Annotated in this window: 19 protein-coding genes; 3 read left to right on the top strand and 16 right to left on the bottom strand. The window is 67.9% G+C overall.

Annotated features, from left to right (window positions below; genetic code table 11):
* Position 1: 1 nt before the first annotated feature.
* From J2X36_RS07915 to J2X36_RS07870, 10 genes are all read right to left on the bottom strand, one after another.
* Positions 2-385: a DUF423 domain-containing protein gene (locus J2X36_RS07915; protein WP_310348011.1), complete on the bottom strand. Its 384-nt coding sequence runs from the start codon at positions 383-385 to the stop codon at positions 2-4.
* 12 nt (positions 386-397) lie between these two features.
* A complete protein-coding gene (yihA, locus tag J2X36_RS07910; RefSeq protein ID WP_310348008.1) occupies positions 398-1,051 on the bottom strand; it encodes a ribosome biogenesis GTP-binding protein YihA/YsxC in 654 nt (217 codons plus the stop codon).
* Between the two features lie 49 nt (positions 1,052-1,100).
* Positions 1,101-2,945 carry a membrane protein insertase YidC gene (gene yidC, locus J2X36_RS07905; RefSeq protein WP_310348005.1) on the bottom strand — a complete coding sequence of 615 codons (1,845 nt, stop codon included), beginning with the start codon at positions 2,943-2,945 and terminating at the stop codon, positions 1,101-1,103.
* A complete protein-coding gene (gene rnpA, locus J2X36_RS07900; RefSeq protein ID WP_310348001.1) occupies positions 2,935-3,465 on the bottom strand; it encodes a ribonuclease P protein component in 531 nt (176 codons plus the stop codon). The genes yidC and rnpA overlap by 11 nt, the downstream gene beginning before the upstream one ends.
* A gap of 45 nt (positions 3,466-3,510) precedes the next feature.
* Positions 3,511-3,645, bottom strand: coding sequence for a 50S ribosomal protein L34 (gene rpmH, locus J2X36_RS07895; RefSeq protein WP_012253788.1), 135 nt, complete (start codon positions 3,643-3,645; stop codon positions 3,511-3,513).
* Between the two features lie 214 nt (positions 3,646-3,859).
* Positions 3,860-4,405: an adenine phosphoribosyltransferase gene (locus J2X36_RS07890; RefSeq protein WP_132252943.1), complete on the bottom strand. Its 546-nt coding sequence runs from the start codon at positions 4,403-4,405 to the stop codon at positions 3,860-3,862.
* 204 nt (positions 4,406-4,609) lie between these two features.
* Positions 4,610-5,407 carry an inositol monophosphatase family protein gene (locus J2X36_RS07885; RefSeq protein WP_310347929.1) on the bottom strand — a complete coding sequence of 266 codons (798 nt, stop codon included), beginning with the start codon at positions 5,405-5,407 and terminating at the stop codon, positions 4,610-4,612.
* A gap of 170 nt (positions 5,408-5,577) precedes the next feature.
* Positions 5,578-6,792, bottom strand: a complete 1,215-nt coding sequence (locus J2X36_RS07880) for an NADP-dependent isocitrate dehydrogenase (protein WP_310347926.1) — start codon at positions 6,790-6,792, stop codon at positions 5,578-5,580.
* A 201-nt stretch (positions 6,793-6,993) separates the two neighbouring features.
* A complete protein-coding gene (locus tag J2X36_RS07875) occupies positions 6,994-7,224 on the bottom strand; it encodes a hypothetical protein (RefSeq protein ID WP_310347923.1) in 231 nt (76 codons plus the stop codon).
* A 33-nt stretch (positions 7,225-7,257) separates the two neighbouring features.
* A complete protein-coding gene (locus J2X36_RS07870; RefSeq protein ID WP_310347920.1) occupies positions 7,258-7,746 on the bottom strand; it encodes a hypothetical protein in 489 nt (162 codons plus the stop codon).
* A gap of 625 nt (positions 7,747-8,371) precedes the next feature.
* Here J2X36_RS07870 and J2X36_RS07865 point away from each other — a divergent pair.
* Positions 8,372-9,157, top strand: coding sequence for an RNA methyltransferase (locus tag J2X36_RS07865; RefSeq protein ID WP_310347917.1), 786 nt, complete (start codon positions 8,372-8,374; stop codon positions 9,155-9,157).
* A gap of 52 nt (positions 9,158-9,209) precedes the next feature.
* Entirely contained in the window at positions 9,210-11,543 is a 2,334-nt protein-coding gene (locus J2X36_RS07860) for an EAL domain-containing protein (RefSeq protein WP_310347914.1), read from the top strand.
* A 9-nt stretch (positions 11,544-11,552) separates the two neighbouring features.
* On the opposite strand, the gene J2X36_RS07855 is transcribed toward J2X36_RS07860, so the two are convergent.
* The 4 genes from J2X36_RS07855 to J2X36_RS07840 form a co-directional block, all read right to left on the bottom strand.
* The gene (locus J2X36_RS07855) at positions 11,553-12,845 is read right to left on the bottom strand and encodes an aminotransferase class I/II-fold pyridoxal phosphate-dependent enzyme (protein ID WP_310347911.1); all 1,293 of its coding nucleotides are present in this window, start codon (positions 12,843-12,845) and stop codon (positions 11,553-11,555) included.
* 34 nt (positions 12,846-12,879) lie between these two features.
* A complete protein-coding gene (locus tag J2X36_RS07850) occupies positions 12,880-13,263 on the bottom strand; it encodes a response regulator (protein WP_147027922.1) in 384 nt (127 codons plus the stop codon).
* A gap of 126 nt (positions 13,264-13,389) precedes the next feature.
* Positions 13,390-14,277 carry a sensor histidine kinase gene (locus tag J2X36_RS07845; protein ID WP_310347905.1) on the bottom strand — a complete coding sequence of 296 codons (888 nt, stop codon included), beginning with the start codon at positions 14,275-14,277 and terminating at the stop codon, positions 13,390-13,392.
* Positions 14,278-14,567: 290 nt separating this feature from the next.
* Positions 14,568-16,199: an AarF/ABC1/UbiB kinase family protein gene (locus tag J2X36_RS07840; RefSeq protein WP_132252918.1), complete on the bottom strand. Its 1,632-nt coding sequence runs from the start codon at positions 16,197-16,199 to the stop codon at positions 14,568-14,570.
* Positions 16,200-16,447: 248 nt separating this feature from the next.
* On the opposite strand from J2X36_RS07840, the gene J2X36_RS07835 reads away from it, so the two are divergent.
* On the top strand, positions 16,448-17,728 hold the full coding sequence (locus J2X36_RS07835) for an O-acetylhomoserine aminocarboxypropyltransferase (RefSeq protein WP_132252915.1): 1,281 nt from the start codon (positions 16,448-16,450) through the stop codon (positions 17,726-17,728).
* Between the two features lie 87 nt (positions 17,729-17,815).
* Here J2X36_RS07835 and J2X36_RS07830 read toward each other — a convergent pair whose 3' ends face one another.
* Both J2X36_RS07830 and J2X36_RS07825 read right to left on the bottom strand, forming a co-directional pair.
* Entirely contained in the window at positions 17,816-18,712 is an 897-nt protein-coding gene (locus J2X36_RS07830; protein ID WP_310347897.1) for a GAF domain-containing protein, read from the bottom strand.
* A gap of 57 nt (positions 18,713-18,769) precedes the next feature.
* Complete coding sequence (locus tag J2X36_RS07825) at positions 18,770-19,564, bottom strand: ABC transporter ATP-binding protein (protein WP_132252907.1); 795 nt, start codon at positions 19,562-19,564, stop codon at positions 18,770-18,772.
* Between the last annotated feature and the right edge of the window lie 5 nt (positions 19,565-19,569).

Below are 19,569 nucleotides of genomic sequence, written 5' to 3'. Positions count from 1 at the left end.
CTCAGCGTCCGCGGCGAGGCAGCAGCGGAGCGAGAGCAGCCAGGAGCCAGCCGAGCATCAGCAGGATGCCGCCGCTCGGCGCCGCTTTAGGGAACAGGGGGACTTGCGCGAGCGCCCGCAAGGCAAGGTCCCCACAGAAGAGGGCGAGGCCGAGGAGCAGGATCGCCGCGGCGGCTCGCGCGACGAGCGGACCCATCAAGCCGGCGCGACCGAGGCCGACGATCGCGAGAATGGCGGGCGCATGGAAGAGGAGGAACTGCGCCGCGATGCGCAGCGAATCGCCCTCCGTCGGCCTGTGCGCGGCCGCTGCACTGCCAACGACGCCGAGCAGTCCCGCGGACGCGCCGAGGGCAAGGAGGAGGCGATCGGCAAGGCTCGGCGTCATCGCGCGGACGCCTCAGCCGCCATGCTCGGCGATCAGCCGAGCGATGCTCGCCCGCAGCTCGGGAATCCCGCGGGAATCACGGCTCGAGGTCAGGAGCACGTCGGGATAGGCGGCCGGACGGCGGGCGATCGCAGCCTCGGTGCCGCGGATGCGCGCCTCGACCTCCGACTTCTTGAGCTCGTCGCCCTTCGTCAGCACGATCTGATAACTCACCGCCGCCTTGTCGAGGCCGTCGAGGACATCGGTGTCGATCGCCTTGAGGCCGTGGCGGCTGTCGATCAGCATGAAGACCCGGGCGAGATTGGCCCGGCCGCGCAGAAAGGCGTGGATCAGCTCCGTCCACGCGGCGACCTTGGCCTTCTCGACCGCGGCGAAGCCGTAGCCCGGCATGTCGACGAGGGTGAAGCGGCCGCCAATGTCGAAAAAGTTGAGCTGCTGCGTGCGCCCCGGCGTGTGCGACGTGCGGGCGAGCGTGGTCCGTCCGGTCAGCGCGTTCACGAGGCTCGACTTGCCGACGTTCGAGCGGCCGGCGAAGGCGATCTCGACACCCTTCATCGGGGGCAGGCTGCCCAGGGAGGGCGCGGCCGAGAAGAAGTCGGCCGCACCCGCGAAGAGCAGACGGCCGGCCTCGATGAGGGTGGGATCGATCTCGGAAGAATCTGTCATGTCGCTAGCGAGGCCGCGGCTCACGCCGCGGCCCTGGATGCCCTCACGGTCAGCTCTTGGCCGCCGCCTTCTCGGATGACGAGCGGCGGAACGTGCTCTTCAGATTGTCCCAAAGCTCAACCTTCACGCCGTTGCGGCGCATGATGACGTATTGCTGGATCACCGAGAGGAGGTTGTTCCAGGCCCAGTAGATCACCAGACCCGCCGGGAACGAGCCCAGCATGAACGTGAAGATGATCGGCATGAAGGTGAAGATCTGCGCCTGAACCGGGTCCGGCGGCGCGGGATTCATCTTCATCTGGACGAACATCGTCACACCCATGATGAGGGGCCAGATGCCGAGATGGATGAAGTCGGGCGCCGCGAACGGGAGCAGGCCGAAGAGGTTCAGGATGCTCGTCGGATCGGGTGCTGCAAGATCCTGGATCCAGCCGAAGAACGGCGCGTGCCGCATCTCGATCGTTATGAACAGGACCTTGTAGAGCGCGAAGAAGACCGGGATCTGGATCAAGACCGGCCAGCAACCGGCGACCGGGTTGATCTTCTCCTTCTTGTAGAGCTCCATCATCGCCTGCTGCTGCTTCATCTTGTCGTCCGCATAGCGCGTGCGGATCGACTGCATCTCCGGCTGGACAGCCTTCATCTTGGCCATGGAGACGTAGGAGCGATTGGCAATCGGAAGGAAGAAGATCTTCAGGATCAGGGTCACGACGAGGATCGAGACACCGAAATTGCCGAAGAGGTGGAAGAAGAAGTCCAACGCCCGGAACATCGGCTTCGTGATGAAGTGGAACCAGCCCCAGTCGATCATCAGATCGAACTGCTTGATGCTCAGGTCCCGCTCGTAGGCATTGATGGTGTTGACCTCCTTGGCGCCCGCGAACAGGCGCTGGGTCGAGGCGACCGTGGCGCCCGGCTCGACGCTGCGGCCGTCGGCGCGCACGCTGGCCTGGTAGACCTTGGTCGCGCCCTCCGAGCGCTCGGTGAAGGCGCCGGTATAGGCGGTCGCCTGATCGGGGATCGCTGCGGCGGCCCAGTACTTGTCGGTGATGCCGACGAAGCCACCGGTCACGTTTGCCCACGCCTTGCCCTTCGTGGTCGGGCCACCGTAGGCGGGCTCCTTGGCAAGGTGGTCGTAGGTGTATTCCTGCAGGCCATCAGCGCCGAGCACGCCGATCAGGCCCTCGTGCAGCACGTAATAGCCCTGGGTGTGCGGCTTACCCCAGCGCGAGACAAGGCTGTAGGGAAAGAGGGTCAGCGCATTCCCGCCCTTGTTCTCGACCTCGTCGCGGACCGTGAACATGAACTTGTCGTCGACGGCGAGGATGCGGCGGAACACGAGGCCGGCGCCGTTCTCCCAGTTGAGCGTGACGGGCTTGCCGGGAGACAGCACCTCCCCATCCGCCTTCCAAACCGTCTCGTTCGTCGGCAGCGCGCCCGCATTCTGGCCCACCCATCCGAACTCGGCATAGTAGGGCGTCTCGGTTCCGGCGGGCGAGAAGAGGACGATGCGCGGGCTCTTGTCGTCCACGGTCTCGTGGTAGTTCTTCAGCGAGACATCGTCGATGCGACCGCCCTTCAGGGCGACCGATCCGCTGAGAGCCGGGGTCTCGATCCGGATGCGGGGCGAACGGGCGAGCGCGGCCTCGCGCGGCTCGGGTGCACCCTGGTTCGGCAGGGTTCCGGGAGCGGGTGCGGCGGGGCCGCCCTCCTTCGGGCTCGGAGAGGGAATGCCGTCCGGCGTCACGCCGGGGCTCTGCTGAGCGGCGGCGTTCTGCGCCGTCGCCTGCCGCTGCTGCTCCACGCGGGGCGCCGCGACAAAGTAGTTCCAGCCGAGCAGGACCACGAGCGACAGCGCGATCGCCACGATCATGTTGGTCTTGTCATTGCCCATCGCTGGATCCGTCGCACGCGTGAGTATCGGGGGAGGGGAGGCGGCGCTCCGCCTCCGTCATCGGCCGAGCGTCCGCCCGGGGACCGCTATGGCGGGTAGGTGTGGATCCACGATCGCCCGCACCAGGGGCGCGGCCCTGCGACCCGCCGGGCTTCGGCCCGCGCGGCTTCGTGACCGCTGCAAGCGCGCGACGCAGGTCGTCCTTCAGGGTCTCGAAGGGGGCGGTGAGCGCCGGGCGGCGCGCGATCAGGACGATATCGGCGGAGGTCACCGGTGCTTCCTCGGCCACGGCATCGACGGCCTGACGCAGGCGCCGCCGAATGCGGTTGCGCTCGGTGGCGTGGCCGACCCGCTTCGTGATCGTGAAGCCGAGATGCAGTCCCGTGGCGGGCACACCGTCGCGCAGCTCACCCGATTCGCGGATCCGGCCCTGAGCCGTCATCCGCTCGGTATGGAAGCGGCGGCCGGCGGCCGCCGCCAGGAAATCGGCCCGTCGCCGCAGCCGTTCGATCGTTGCCACCGGCGCGCGGCCGTCGAGCGCGCCGCAACGGGCGCGCCGATCGGATTACGCCGAGAGGCGCTTGCGGCCGTGAGCGCGCCGGGCCGCGATGACCTTGCGGCCGCCAGCGGTGGCCATGCGGGCGCGGAAGCCGTGACGGCGCTTCCGCACGAGTTTGCTCGGCTGATAGGTTCTCTTCATGGCTCAAGGCCTCCAAAGGTCGAGGCGCGATCGCGGGCGGCAGGTTCCGCGCCGGACCTTCGCGTCCTGAAATTGTCTGCAAGCGCGAAGGGCGCCCAAACGGGGCGCCACGTCGCGACGAGGCGGCTTATGGCGGAAGGGGTTTCGGGAGTCAACGTTCAGGGCAGGGTTCAGGGCAAGGCGCGGGAGGCTTTCCGCGAGCCGCGGACCCGGCTCAATGCCCCTCGAATTCCATCAGGGTCCGCACCGGGACGCCGAGGTCGCGCAGCCGCTGAGCGCCGCCGATCTCCGGGAGGTCGATGACGAAGCAGGCGGCCACCACCTCGGCGCCGGCCTGTCTCAACAGGGTCACCGCCGCCGTCGCTGTGCCGCCCGTCGCAATCAGATCGTCGACCAGCACCACCCGGTCGCCCGGCCTGATGGCGTCGACGTGGATCTCGATCTCGTCGGTGCCGTACTCGAGCGCGTAGGCGATCGAGACGGTCTTGTGCGGGAGCTTGCCCTTCTTGCGGATCGGCACGAAGCCCGAGGAGAGCTGGTGGGCGACCGCGCCGCCCAGGATGAAGCCCCGTGCCTCGATCCCCGCGACCTGATCGATCCTCCCGCCCGCATAGGGGTGCACCAGTGCGTCGACGGCGCGGCGGAAGGCCCGCGGGTCGCTGAGCAGCGTGGTGATGTCGCGGAAGATGATCCCGGGCTTCGGGTAATCGGGAATCGAGCGGATCGATTCCTTCAGGGCGACGTGGCGACGGGCGTCCATGCGGCAGGCTCTCTCAGCGGTCGGCAGCGCGGGTTTTGGCAGATGCCGCGCTCGCTGACCAGCTTCGCAGCGGCACGCACCATCGGCCCCTCGCTCGTGGTCGATGACGCGGATCGGCTGGCCGCGGATCTATTCGCCGGCCGTCGGCATCTCCGCCTGCAGGATGACGCCGAGGGCCGCCTGACCGGAGGGGTGTTTGGCGCCTCAGGCGGCGCCGCACTTGCGCAGGATGCCGACGAGTTCGCGATGCAGGATCTCGTTGCCGCCGGCCACCGAGCGCGACGCCAGCGGCTCGGTGGCGCCGTCGGCGGAGGTGACGAAGCCGCCGGCCTCGCGCACCAGGATCACGCCGGCTGCCATGTCGTAGGTCTGGAGGTCCCGCTCCCAGTAGAGGTCGAGCCGGCCGCAGGCGACGTAGGCGAGGTCGAGGGCTGCCGAGCCGAGGCGGCGCGTACCGCCCGTCACCGCCATCACGGCGGCGACCTCCCGCAGGAGGCGGGGATGATTGCCGCGGCCGAGATAGGGCGTGCCGTAGGCCGCGAGGGCGTCGGCAAGGTCGGTCCGCCCGGACACGCGCAGGCGCCGGTTGTTCAGGTAGGCGCCCTTGCCGCGCTCGGCCACGAACAGCTCGTCCTTGATCGGGTCGTAAATCACGCCCGCCACGATCTGGCCGTCACGCTCGAGACCGACCGAGATCGCGAAATGCGGGATGCCGTGCAGAAAGTTGGTGGTGCCGTCGAGGGGATCGACATGCCACGTATGGCTCTTGTCCTGGCCCTCGATGATCCCGTTCTCCTCCAGCACCAAGCCGTAGCCGGGGCGCGCCCTCATCAGCGCGTCGCGCAGCACCTCCTCGGCCTTGCGATCGGCGGCCGAGACGAAGTTGCCGGGCCCCTTGCGGGAGACCTGCAGGTTCTCGACCTCGCCGAAGTCGCGCTTCAACCCGCGCGCGGCCTTGCGCACGGCATCGACCATCACGGTCATGAGAGGGGAGGAGATCATCGCTGTCCGAACGCTCGCCGGGGTCTGAGGGTTGGCGCGGGTTTAGCGCAAACCGCGAAAAGATCGACCCCGGCTCGCGGGTGGCCGGCATGCGGACGGATCGCCAAGCACGGGTCCCCGCGCGCAGGCGTGAGAGGACCCGGCGCCTGTTCAGGCGGGATCGCCGCGCCTCACTTCGTCATCGCTACGCGCAGGTTCTCGTCGATCTTGTCGAGGAAGCCCGTCGTCGAGAGCCAGCGCTGATCCGGACCGACGAGGAGGGCGAGGTCCTTCGTCATGAAGCCCGCCTCGACCGTGTCGACGCAGACCGTCTCCAGCGTCGTCGCGAAGGTCGCGAGCGCCGCGTTGTCGTCGAGCTTCGCCCGGTGGCTCAGGCCGCGCGACCATGCGAAGATCGAGGCGATCGAGTTCGTCGAGGTCTCCTTGCCCTTCTGGTGCTCGCGATAATGCCGGGTCACGGTGCCGTGGGCGGCCTCGGCCTCAACGGTCTGTCCATCGGGGGTGAGCAGCACCGAGGTCATCAGGCCGAGCGAGCCGAAGCCCTGCGCCACCGTGTCCGACTGCACGTCGCCGTCGTAGTTCTTGCACGCCCAGACGTAGCCGCCGGACCATTTAAGCGCCGAGGCCACCATGTCGTCGATCAGGCGGTGCTCGTAGAGGATACCCGCGGACTCGAAGCGCGACTTGAACTCGTTGTCGTAGACCTCTTGGAACAGGTCCTTGAAGCGGCCGTCATAGGCCTTGAGGATGGTGTTCTTCGTCGACAGATAGACCGGGAACTTCCGGTTCAGGCCGTAATTCATCGACGCGCGGGCGAAATCGCGGATCGAATCGTCGAGGTTGTACATCGCCATCGCGACGCCGGCCTCGGGGAACTTGAACACCTCCCTCTCGATCACGGTGCCGTCGTCGCCCTCGAACTTGATGGTCAGCCGGCCCTTGCTGGGCACCTTGAAATCGGTGGCGCGATACTGGTCGCCGAAGGCGTGGCGGCCGACGACGATCGGCTGCGTCCAGCCGGGCACCAGACGCGGCACGTTCCGGCAGATGATCGGCTCGCGGAAGATGACGCCGCCCAGGATGTTGCGGATCGTGCCGTTGGGCGACTTCCACATCTCCTTGAGGCCGAACTCCTTCACCCGCGCCTCGTCGGGAGTGATGGTGGCGCATTTCACGCCGACGCCGTGGCGCTTGATGGCGTTGGCGGCATCGACCGTGACCTGATCGTTGGTGGCATCCCGATGCTCGACACCGAGGTCGTAATAGTCGAGATCGATGTCGAGGTAGGGGTGGATCAGCTTGTTCTTGATCTCTGACCAGATGATCCGGGTCATCTCGTCGCCGTCGAGTTCGACGACGGGTTTCGCCACCTTGATCTTGTTCATGGTCGCCTGCGCCTTCCTGGTCCTGAGACTGGCCCTGAGCCCTCGGGCGGCGCCCTCGCAAGCGGGATGCCGCGCTCGGCGCCGTCCATAGCGCGCTGCAGCGCATCGTGGAAGGTTGGGCCGGGGCCGCTCCCTCTGACAAGCAGCGGCCGTTGTCATCCCCGATCCGGCCGACCCGCCGCCGACGATGAGGGCCGGTCGCTACTGCGTGAGACGGGCTACGGCGGTCGCCTGCACGAACATGGCCTGGAGCGCGTCGTTGATCTCCGTGTCGGTGCTTGCCGAGCGGTAGAAGCCGGGAGAGGCGCAACTCTGGAGTATCTTCGGCAGGCCGGGGATAAGAGCGTTCACCTTTACGTTCTCGTATGCGACGTTCTGGTTGTGCGTTGTGACCAACTGCTCGTACGGGATGTAGAGGATCGAGATCGTCACCCCGCGTGCCTTCAGAGCCGCGCAATTGGCCGTTTAGATCTGCTTCGGCTGCGAGCCCGTCCAGCCCGTCCCGTTGTCCCAGTACTGGTCGTTCTGCAGCCCGTCGGTCACGAGGAACACGAACGGTATCGGCGCGGCGGAACTGGTGCCGTTGCCGATCCGAGTGATCTTCTTGTTGATCGCGGGCAGCACGTTCTCGAAGTGTGTTCCGCCGCTGCCCTGCGGTTTCGTGGAATCACCGACGTCCATGTAGTTTTTACGATTGGACGCCGCGCTCTTGAGGCTGTCGAGATCGTTCGTCGAGTCGCCCGCCACAGCCATGTAGCTCACGAACAGGCGCCAGATCGGGCTGAAGACGGGCAGGGCGTAGAAGATCTGCAGATATTCGTACGAGCCGGGCTTGCCGGGGCAGTAGGCCGTCGCGCCGGTGTTCATCGGCACGGCCACGAGCCCGCTCTCGTCAGGCTTCACGAAGGCGTAGTAGCCCCCGGCCGAAGGATCCGCCGTCTTGAGGCTCGTCACGATGTTCGCGCAGGTGAGTCCGATCCCGAGCTGGGGGCGGATTTCAGCCGAGCGGAAGCCGTCTGCTGTCGCCGAATCGGTACCGAGCGCACCGACCATGATCCGGCGTGCGGATGTCGCAGCAGCGCGCTCCAGGCCGGCATAGGCGTAAAGGAAGAGCCCCGCCTACATGATCTCGAGGAGAGCCAGGAAGAGGATCGGCAAGACGCGGGCGAATTGGAGCGCGGTGCCGCCCCCTCGCTCCCGGCGAAGGTCGCGGCATGCGCCGATCCATCGAGCAAGGTGTGCCCCATCGTGACAGGACCTGAGATCGGATGCAGTCCCTGCAGATCCGCGCCATGCGAGCCCCTTGGCCCCGGACGACCGCTTCTCAGATTGAGCGACATGGATTGATAGAGCGGTCAGCCGCGCGCCCACATTCCGCCGGTTCACTGGGAAAAACCGGTCAGATTGCACAAAATCGAATTGTACGCCGCTTGAGCCACCCTGAAATGAGCAAAAATCGCTCTTGGCACGGCAGCACACGCGGGCCAGGCGCGGCAGCCTCTGGATTCGTCGAGCGGGAGCGCGCAGAAGGTCGCTGCCAAGGCGCCGGAGGGCGCCTACGATCCCGTCCACGCCGCCCATGCCACGAAAGACCTCAACCGAGATCCCGCCCGGGATCGCCCCCGTCATCATCCTCGTCGAGCCGCAACTCGCCGAGAATATCGGCATGACCGCCCGCGCCATGGCGAATTTCGGGCTGTCGGAGCTTCGCCTCGTCAATCCGAAGAACGGCTGGCCCAAGAAGGGCGTGCGTGAAGCCGCCTCGGGCGCCACGCACGTCCTCGACGCGGCCCGGATCTACGCGGACGTTCCGGAGGCGATCGCGGACCTGAACTACGTGCTCGCCACGACGGCCCGCGAGCGCGGACAGATGAAGCGGGTGATGGGACCGGACGAGGCCATGCGCGAGGTCGTCGCGCGCGACGGGCAGCGCGTCGGCATCCTGTTCGGCCGCGAGCGTGTCGGCCTCAGCAACGAGGAAGTGTCGCTGGCCGATGCCATCGTCACCTTCCCGGTCTCGCCGGAATTTCCCTCCCTCAACCTCGCCCAGGGCGTGCTCCTCACCGGCTACGAGTGGCGGCGCGCGGCGGGGCGCGCCCGTCTGCCCTTCTCCGGTGAGATGCTGTCGCCGCCGGCGACCCGAGAAGCCCTGCTGTCGCTGTTCGACAGCCTGGAGGCGGCGCTCGGCCGAGCTGGCTACTACCCGGCCGACAAGCGCGAGATCATGGCCCGCAACATGCGCGACATACTCCACCGCATGTCCATGACCGAGCAGGACGTGCGCACCCTGCGGGGTGCCCTTCGCGCGCTGACCCTGCCGCGAAGGAGCGGACGCTCCGACGAACGCGGGCGGGACGGGGATTAACGCCCGGCATTAACGCGGCCTCTAGGATTTCCACCGGACACTCCGGGCCGCCATGGATCGTAGAAACCTGAAGAGCATCAGCGGAGAGCTCGCCTGCGCGGAGCGCGAGGCGGCCTTCCAGGCGGCGCGCCTGCCGGAGACGCTACGACACGCCCGCCTCCTGTTCGGCCTGTCGGTGGTCCTGAACTTCATGTTCCTGGCGAGCGACTGGCGGTTCTACGGGGATCCGCACTTCCTCGTGGCGGTGCCGGCCCGGCTCGCCCTCGTCATCACCTCGATCCTCTGCCTCGGCGGCGCCCCCTACATGCGCAGCTTCCCGGCCCTGCAACGGCTTCTGCTGGGCTGGGAGGCGGTGACGGCGCTCGGCGTCGCGCTCCTCGTCTCGTCCCGCTCCGACATCGCCCTCTACGTGGTGCTCCTCCTGCCGGCGATCTTCCTTCTCGTCGTCCCGACGAGCTTTCGCTGGACGATTCTGGTCGGCACCGGCACGTCGAGTTTGCTGCTGGCGAGTTACATGCTGCCTCCGCCGCTGCCGGCCACCGCGCTCGGCCTCGCGCTCGCCGCAGCCATCGCCAACGCTGCGCTTCTCCTCGTCGTCGTGCGATCCAACAGGCTGCGGCGCCTGGAATGGCTGGCCATGCAGGCCGAACGGCACGCTCATGAGAAGCTCGACGAGAGCCGCCAGCTCTTCGAAACCCTGTTCAAGGCCGTCCCGATCCCCGTCAGCGTGACCGATCTGCCCGACGGGCGGATCATCAGCATGAACGATGCGGCCCTGCGCTTCTTTGGCATCGACGAGGGCAGCGACCCGTCAGGCTGCACGACGCGGGACCTCATCGCCCTGTCGGAACGACGTCAGATCCGGGACGAGCTCGAGCGGAACGCCTCCGTGCGCGATCTCGAGACGTCCGTTCGGACCGTCGGGGGCGAGGCGCGCGATGTCCTGCTCTTCGCCGATCGGGTCGAGATCGGAGGTCGCGCCGGGGTGATCGCGAGCCTCGTGGACATCACGAGCCGCAAGGCCGTCGAGGAGGCGATCCGCGAGGCAGCCAACCACGACGTGCTCACCGGGCTACCGAACCGTGCCCTGTTCCAGGCGACGCTCGACAACGCCCTGCGACGCGCGGAGACGCACGGCTCGCGCGTCGGGCTCATCCTCCTCGACCTCGACGCCTTCAAGGAAGTCAACGACACGCTCGGCCACGATGCGGGCGACCTGCTTCTGAAGGAGGTGGGACGGCGCCTGTCGAGCCTCGTCGGACCGGGCGATCTTGTTGCGCGGCTCGGCGGCGACGAGTTCGTCGTCATCGCCGCCGGCGAACCCGATCTGGCGGAGCCGAGCCGGCGCGTGCACGATCTGGCGCAGGCTGTGCTCGACGGGCTCACCACTCCGATCGCGATCGGCGGCCGCAGCGTCTCGCCCCGGGCAAGCCTCGGGGTCGCGCTCTTCCCCGAGCACGCCCGCAGCGCGGCCGATCTTCTGACAGACGCCGATCTCGCGCTCTACGCGGCCAAAGCCGCGGGGCGCAACCGGGTGACCGTGTTCGCGCCGGCTCTGCGCGCCAGCATCGAGGAGCGGGTCACGGTCGCGCGCGAGGTGCGGGCAGCCCTCGACGAGGGCTGGATCGTGCCCTTCTACCAGCCGAAGGTCTGCCTGGAGACGGGACATATCGTCGGCTTCGAAGCGCTCGCGCGCTGGCGCCATCCGAGCCGTGGCCTCCTCTCGCCCGCCGCCTTCGCCTCCGTCTTCGACGACGCCGAGATCGGCGCACAGCTCGGCTTCCGCATCGCGGAGCAGGTGGCTCGGGACATCCGCCGCTGGATCGGCCTCGGCCTCGATCCCGGCCGGGTCTTCGTGAACCTTTCGACCGCACAATTCGCGGAGGACGATCTCGCCGGACGCCTCCTCGCGATCTTCGCCGCGGCGGGCGTGGACCAATCGCGCTTCGGCGTCGAGGTCACCGAGACGGTCCTGATCGGCGGCCAGGGCGACCGCGTCGCCGGCACGCTGGAGCGCCTGCACGCGGCCGGCGTGCGGGTCGCCCTCGACGATTTCGGGACGGGCTACGCCTCGCTGACGCACCTCAAGAGATTCCCGGTCGACGAGATCAAGGTCGATCGCAGCTTCGTCAACGACCTGACCCACGACGCGAACGACGCTGCGATCGTCACTGCCGTGCTGCAACTCGGGCGCAGCCTCGGCCTCGCGGTCACGGCGGAGGGGATCGAGACGCCCGAGCAGGTCGAGTTCCTGCGCGGCGGCGGGTGCACCTTCGCGCAGGGCTACCTGTATGGAAAACCTGTCGCGGGGAGCCGCGTGCCCTGGCTCCTCGCCCAAGACGCGCGAGACCGGGAGCCGGCACACCTCCTCGCCCGGGTCAGTTGAACGCGCCCGTTAGCCGACCTTGACCAGGGCCTGCTCGATGTCGGCGATGAGATCCTCGACGGATTCGAGGCCGATCGAGAGGCGCACCGTCTCCGGACCGACGCAGGCAGCGGCCTTCTCGTCGTCGGCAAGTTGCCGGTGCGTCGTGGTGGCGGGATGGATCGCCAGCGACTTGATCTCGCCGATGTTCACGAGATGGGAGACGAGCTCCAAGCTCATGATGAAACGGATCGCGGCCGCCTCGCCGCCCTTGAGGGCGAAGGTGAAGATCGAGCCCGGACCCTGCGGGACGTAGCGCTTGGCGAGGGCTTCGCCGGGTTGGCCGGGGAGGCCGGGATAGCTCACCCAATCGACCTTCGGATGGTCCTTCAGGTAGGCCGCGACCGCGCGGGCGTTGGCGCAGTGCCGCTCCATGCGAAGCGGCAATGTCTCGATGCCGGTGAGCGTGAGGAACGCGTTCATCGGCGAGAGCCCGGGTCCCAGATCCCGCAGGCCGAAGAGGCGGCAGGCCACCGCGAAGCTGATCTCCGGAAAGCGCTCGGTGATCACGAGCCCGTCGTAATCGGGCCAGGGATCGGTGATGAGGTTGTAGGCGCTGGTCTTCGTCCAATCGAACGAGCCGGCATCGCAGATGACGCCGCCGATCGTCTGTCCCGATCCGCCGAGGAACTTCGAGGTGGAGTGCACTACGATGTCGGCGCCGTACTCGATCGGCCGGATGAGTGCCGGCGAGGCGAGCGTATTGTCCACGACGAGCGGCAAGCCGTGCCGGCGCGCCACCGCGGAGATCCCCTCGAGGTCCATCACCGTGGCGCAGGGATTGACGATGGACTCGCAGACGATCGCGCGCGTCTCCGGCGTGATCGCCGCCTCGAAATCCGCCGGTGACAGGCCCTTCGCGAATTGCGGCTTGAGGTCGTAGCGCCCGTCGAGCCGGCGCATCAATCCGAGCGAGCCTCCGAAGAGCCGCGGCGATGCGACGTAGGCGTCCCCGCTCTTCATCAGCGTCATCAGGACGAGCAGCACCGCCGACTGGCCGGAGGAGACCGCCACCGCAGCCTTCGCGCCCTCCAACGCGGCGACGCGCCGCTCGAGCGCGGCGACCGTCGGATTCGAGCCGCGCGAGTAGGAGAAGCCGGTGCGGCGCATCGCGAAGATGTCGGCCGCCTGCTCGGTCGAGTCGAAGACGAACCCGTTCGTGAAGTAGATCGGCTGGGCCCGCGCGCCGGTCGCGGGGTCCGGAGCGGCGCCGGCATGAATCGCCTGGGTCGCGAAACGGGGGGTACGGGATTCGGCGGACATCGATGGGGACTCGCGCTTGTCTCGGGCGAGGGCGTCAGGCGGCGCGGCGCACGAAGGCACGCAGCGTCCGCACGAGGGTGGTCGGCTCGTAGGGCTTCGGGATGAAGCGGGCGCCGTCCGGCATGTCGTTGGGGCCGGGCGTGCCCATGCCGGACACGACGAGAACCGGGATCCGGGGCCAGCGGTCGGCGACGAGGCGGGCGAGGGCGAAGCCGTCCATCGAGCCCTGCGGCATGTCCACGTCCGTCATCAGGACGCCGACATCATCGCGATTCTCCAGTACCTTCAAAGCCTTGTCGGCGTGGGTCGCCTCGACGACAGTGAAGCCGGCATCCGCGAGCGTGTCGGAGGCTTCCATCAGGAGAAGGCCGTCATCCTCGACGAGAAGCACGACGGGTTGCTCGGGGGTATCAGTCATCAGGCCTGAGGTGATCCCTTGAACCGGAACCCGCGGCCTATTCCCCATGCTCCCCGGCGTCAAGGAGCGCGGTCGAACCGCTCTCGGTCGGTTTGACGCGGCGCAGCATGAACCCGGCCCGGGCGCTCAGCTGGTTCCAGCTAGGACCGCCGAGAGCGGCGCCCGCAGGGCGAGGATGGCGCCCGTCTCCGGATAGGTCAGGCTGACCGACCCGCCGAAGCCCTGGACCAGGCTGCGCTCGATCAGCCGCGAGCCGAAGCCGCTGCGGGTCGGCGGCGCGACCGGGGGGCCGCCGCGCTCCTCCCAGCGGAAGCGCAGCTGCGCTTCCCCGCCGTACTCCTCGACATCCCACTCGATCGCCACATGGCCGGATGCCGTCGAGAGGGCGCCGTACTTCGCGGCGTTCGTGCCCAGTTCGTGCAGCATCAGGGCAAAGGTCAGGCCCGGGCGGGGGCCGAGCGTCAGGTTCGGCCCAGTGACGCGGAAACGCTCCCCGTCCCCGTGTAGCTCGATCGTCCCTTCGACGAGGCCGTGCAGATCGACGCTCGACCACGAGCCCTGGATCAGCACATCGTGCGCCTGCGCGAGAGCGGCGAGACGCGCGCCGAGGGCTTCCGCCGCCGCATCGAGGGAGACGGCATTGCGCAGGGTCTGCGCGGCGATGGCCTGGACCATGGCGAGCGTGTTCTTCACCCGGTGCGAGAGTTCCTGCATCAGCAGGGTCTGGCGCGCCTCGGTCTCCTTCAATTCATCGAGATCGAGCTCGTAGACCTCCGCGGCCCGCTCCGCCTCGCGGCGGATGCGGAGATTCTCGGCGGCGACCCGGTCCGCTGCGGCACGGTTTGCGTCGCGCTCGGCCAGGAAGAATCGGCCGAGACGCTCGTGGCGCTGAGCGATCATCACGGTCTGGCGGCGGGCGTGGCCGAGCAGCGCGCGCAGGCGGGCGTTCTCGGCCTCCAGCGCCGTCAGGCGCGGCTCGTTCGCTGCGGAATTGGAAATGGTGCTCGTATACACCCTCGCGCTCCCCGTCCGCGCCGAGCACCGGTCGCTCGCAGGTCGCCCCGTGAGCAGCCGGACATGACGCCTCTCCCCGCCGACCGGCGAGCCGTGGCGACTTCAGCGTCAATTCATCGACGGGAACCGGCGGTTTGCCCGCTTCTCGCTCTCGACGACGGCTCGACGTCTCGCGATTCGGTGGTGAATCGACCGTATCGGGCCGGATCACGATCGGCAAGTAACGATAAAAATGCCCAGAAGAAATCAGCGGTCCGAAAACTTGCCTAAGGGCGTACCGGATCGTGCCATCATTTGTTGCGGCCGAGGAGCACCAGCCAGCCGACGCCGAGGGTGAAGACCATCAGACCGATGGTGATGAAGACCGGCGTGCCGAGATCGATCAGGCGCGGCGCGAGCTGCGTGGCGAAGGCCGCCACCACCAGTGCGACGGCGACGCGGGCGGCAGCCCGCTCGATGCCGCGGGTCACCTTGTCGAGGCCCTTCACCTCGATCTCCACCGTCACGCGACCCTGCTTGAGGCGCACCAGCATGAGGTGAATCAGGGTCGGCAACTCGGACGCCGCGCCGAACAGGCCGACGCCGAGGGCTTCGGCCTTCCGCCTGATGCCGCGCAGCGAGAACTGCGTCTGCATGGTCGAGCGGACGGTCGGGCCGGCCGCGGCGAAGAGGTCGAAGTTCGGATCGAGGTGGCGCATCACGCCGTCGGCGGTGACGAGCCCCTTGAACAGGATCGCGAGATCGGTCGGCATGGCGAGGTCGTTCTCGCGCGCCATCGTCATGAAGTCCGTCAGGACGAGACCGAGATTGAGCGGGATCGCGGAGTGACTCTCCACGAAGGCCTGCGCCGAGGCTTCGAGCTTGGTGAGGTCGGGGTTCGACGTACCGGTCCAGTCGAGGAGAACGGCCATCAGGCCGTCCGCATCCTGCTTCAGCATTGCACCGATGAGCACGAGGAGCTGGCCGCGCCGTTTCTGCGAGAGCCGGCCGACAATGCCGAAATCGATGAAGCCGATCCGGTTGCCGGGCATCGCCAGCAGGTTTCCGGGATGCGGATCGGCGTGGAACACGCCCTCGATCAGTGCCATGCGCAGGAAGGCGTCGGTGCCCTTCTGGGCCAGCAGCTTCTTGTCGACACCGGCCGCGCGCAGGCCGGCCTCATCGTTCGGCGAGATGCCGTGGATGAACTCTTGGACGAGGACGCGCTCGGAGCACCATTCCCAGTAGATTTTCGGGAAGACGATGTCGTCGCGATCGTCGAAGATGGCCGCGAGCAATTCGCAGTTGCGCGCCTCGTTGAGGAGGTCCAGCTCACCGTTCAGGCCGGCCGCGAGGTGGCGCATCTGCTCGCGCGGCTGGTAGCGGGCCATGTCCGGCCATTCGGTCTCGACGATCCGGGCGCCGTGAGCCATCAGCCGCAGGTCCGCCTCGATGATCTTCCGCAGACCCGGCCGCAGGACCTTGACGACGACATCCTCGCCCGAATGCAGGCGCGCCCGGTAGACCTGGGCGATCGAGGCGGAGGCGATCGGCTCCACGTCGAACTCGGCGAACACCTCCGAGGGCGGAGCTCCGAGATCGGCTTCCAGCTGCGGGCGGATCTGATCCCAGTGGACGGGCGAAACCTGGCTGTGAAGCTTCTCCAGTTCCTCGGTCCAGGCGGGCGCGAGGAGATCCGGGCGACTTGCCAGCACCTGCCCGAACTTGATGAAGGTCGGACCCAGGGCTTCGATGGCCCGACGCAGCCGCTCCGGCTGCGACAGGCGCGTGACGTCGACCCGAGGACCGCGCTTGGGCAGGAGGGGGATGTATCGGAGCCCCAGGCGGTCGACGACCTTGTTCACGCCGAAGCCGATCAGGATCGTGGCGATCTCCGAGAGGCGCTGGCGATCGCGCGCGGCAACGAAGGCGGTTTTCAGCATGGAGGATCACGACCTGTGGCCGCGCGGTCCGACGGCCTCAATGGGCGGGACATCATGCGGGTTCGACTTTTTTAGGGACGGGCCCCGGCCGGCGAAAGCGTGTGCGGGCGAATGCGCGGTGCCGCACGGCGCGCTCCATCGCCGCGCGTGAGCGACGGCCCCGCCATTCGCATGTCCCGGGCTGCCTTGCGCTGCTCTCGCGCAGGGGCGTAAACGCAACCGGGCAGCGTATGCCCGAGGAGAGACCGATGACCGACCGCCTGCCCGGCTTCAACACCCTGGCGATCCACGCGGGCGCGGCGCCCGACGCGGCCACGGGCGCGCGGGCGACGCCGATCTACCAGACCACGAGCTTCGTCTTCGACGACGTGGACCACGCGGCCTCGCTGTTCGGGCTCCAGGCCTTCGGCAACATCTACACGCGCATCACCAACCCGACGAATGCGGTGCTGGAGGAGCGGATCGCGGCGCTCGAAGGCGGTACCGCGGCGCTCGCCGTGGCCTCCGGCCACGCGGCCGAGTTCCTGACCATGCACGCCCTGATGCAGCCGGGCGACGAGTTCGTGGCGGCCAACAAGCTCTACGGTGGCTCGATCAACCAGTTCAACCACTCCTACAAGAACTTCGGCTGGTCGGTAGTCTGGGCGGACACCGACGATCCCGCCTCGTTCGAGCGGGCGATCACGCCGCGCACGAAGGCGATCTTCTGTGAGTCGATCGCGAATCCGGGCGGTGTCATCACGGACATTGCCGCGATCTCGGCCATCGCGAAGCGCCACAACATCCCGCTCGTCGTCGACAACACGATGGCGACGCCGTACCTGATCCGGCCCTTCGAGCACGGCGCCGACATCATCGTGCACTCGGCCACCAAGTTCCTTGGCGGTCACGGCAACTCGATCGGCGGCCTGATCGTCGACGGCGGCAGCTTCAACTGGGCGGGCGACGCGCGCTACCCGATGCTGAGCGAGCCGCGGCCGGAATATGCCGGCATGGTGCTCTCGGAGACGTTCGGCAATTTCGGGTTCGCCATCGCCTGCCGGGTCCTCGGACTGCGCGATCTCGGGCCGGCGCTGTCGCCGTTCAACGCCTTCCTGATCCTGAACGGCATCGAGACCCTGCCCCTGCGCATGCAACGCCACTCGGACAACGCGCTGACGGTCGCGACGCACCTTGCCAACCACGCGGCGGTTGACTGGGTGAGCTACCCGGGCCTCGAGTCCGACAAGTACCACCAGCTCGCCCGCCGCTACACGCCGAACGGGGCGGGTGCCGTCTTCACCTTCGGGCTGAAGGGCGGCTACGAGGCGGGCGTAAAGCTCGTCTCGCACCTGCAGCTCTTCTCGCATCTCGCCAATATCGGCGACACCCGCTCGCTCGTCATCCACCCGGCCTCCACGACCCACCGCCAGCTCACGGACGCTCAGAAGACCGCGGCGGGCGCCGGGCCCGAGGTGGTGCGCCTCTCGATCGGGCTCGAAGATCCGGCGGACCTGATCGAGGATCTCGACGCGGCCCTGACGGCGTGAGAGCCCCCTGGCGCACTTTACTGATCCCAATCCCGGTCTCGCAGCTGGAGGCTGGGGGTCGAGCGCAGTCCAGTCCCCCGGCTTTGCTCAGAACCGCCAGGCCGTGACAGCCTTCAGGTTCCCGTAGCCGGACAGGGTCGGGATCGCGATCGCCGCGTGGGCGACACCCCGTTCGGCGGGTCCGACGAGCCAAGGCGCATCCACCGTGCAATTCCCGGTGATCGCGGGGAGGCCGGTCGCGAGGACCCTGCCGAGGAGCCCGGCCTCCGGCCCGATCAGGCGGGGGCGCGGCGTGTCGCTCTCCTCGGAGAGACCGGCATCGTAGACGAGGCCGCCGCCCTCGGCAGCGGGGATCCAGATCTCGAAACGCCCGGCGAGCGGCGTGCCGAGGGCCGAGAGGAACAGCATCACCCAGATCCGGCCAGGGTCGTAGTTACAGGGCAGTCCGAGCCCGAGGCTCAGCCCGACCTGCAGCGCCTCCTCGTGGCGCAGGAAACGCTCAGAGCGGTAGATCTCGCGGAACACCATCGGCATGTCGGAGGCCCAGACGCTGCCCGGAAGCCCGAAGCCGCGGCCGAAGCGTTTCAGCCGCGAGACCGTCTCGAACAGCTGGGCCCCACCGTAATAGCCGTCGTCGAGACCGATCTGCGCGTCGGCTTCGGGATCGTGCTTCCAGACCTCGATCGCTCCGACATGGCGCGCGTCGTCGCCGCAGAGAAACACGACCACGGCCTGGACGGTGTCGCCCGAAAAGATCGGCATCGCGATGCCGGAGGTGAGCCCGGCCTCCGCCGCCGCCTCGATGCGCCGGAAGGACGAGTCCTTCAGGCTCTTGATGACGATCGGGTGCCGGGCCGCCCAGGCCTCTCCGGGTAACCCTTCCCCCATGCGGAATCGGATGCCGCGGCTCGTCTCGGCAAAGGCGGTCAGGTCGCCATAGAGGCCGTCCCCGAAGACGAGTTCCGTGCCGTCGGGGCTGGGCAACCAGACTTCGGCGGCACGGATGAAGGACCGCATCGACATGCGAGAGTCCCCGGGCGGTCAGGCCGCGAGCGCGGGTCGCGCGTGGCGGGCGTAGAGGAACTCCAGCACCTCGGCTCGGCAATGGACGTAATCCTTGTCCTCGACGAGTTCGAGGCGCTTGCGCGGCCGCGACATCGGGACGGTGAGCACCTCGCCGATCGTGGCGGAGGGGCCGTTGGTCATCATCACGATGCGGTCGGAGAGGAGCACCGCCTCGTCGACGTCGTGGGTGATCATGATGACGGTGTTCTTCAGGCGCACTTGGATCTCCATGAGCTGATCCTGGAGATGCGCGCGGGTCAGCGCATCGAGGGCGCCGAACGGCTCGTCCATGAGCAGCACCGTCGGCTCCATCGCGAGCGCCCGGGCAATGCCGACGCGCTGCTTCATGCCGCCCGAGATCTCGTTCGGGCGCTTGTCGGCCGCGTGCATCATGTTCACGAGGGCGAGGTTGTGCTCGATCCAGGCCGCCCGTTCGGCCCGCGACTTGGTACGGGCCAGCACCTTGTCGACGGCCAGCGCCACGTTCTCCCGCACCGTCAGCCAGGGCAGGAGCGAGTGGTTCTGGAAGACGACGGCCCTCTCGGGGCCGGGGCTCGACACCTCCTTGCCGTCGAGGAGCACGACGCCGGTCGACGCCTTGAGCAGGCCCGCCACGATGTTGAGCACCGTGGACTTGCCGCAGCCCGAGTGACCGATGATCGAGACGAATTCGCCCTTGGCGATCTTGAGATTCACGTCCCGCAGGACTTCCGTCGTCTTGCCGGCGCGCGTGAAGCTGATGCCGACCTGAGAGAGATCGAGATGTGCCATGGTGC

Origin of the sequence: Methylobacterium sp. BE186 (assembly GCF_031457035.1) — a bacterium.
GTDB classification, from domain to species: domain Bacteria; phylum Pseudomonadota; class Alphaproteobacteria; order Rhizobiales; family Beijerinckiaceae; genus Methylobacterium; species Methylobacterium segetis.
The sequence above is the reverse complement of the archived record's forward strand: the minus strand, read 5'-3'. Positions and strand labels throughout refer to the sequence as shown.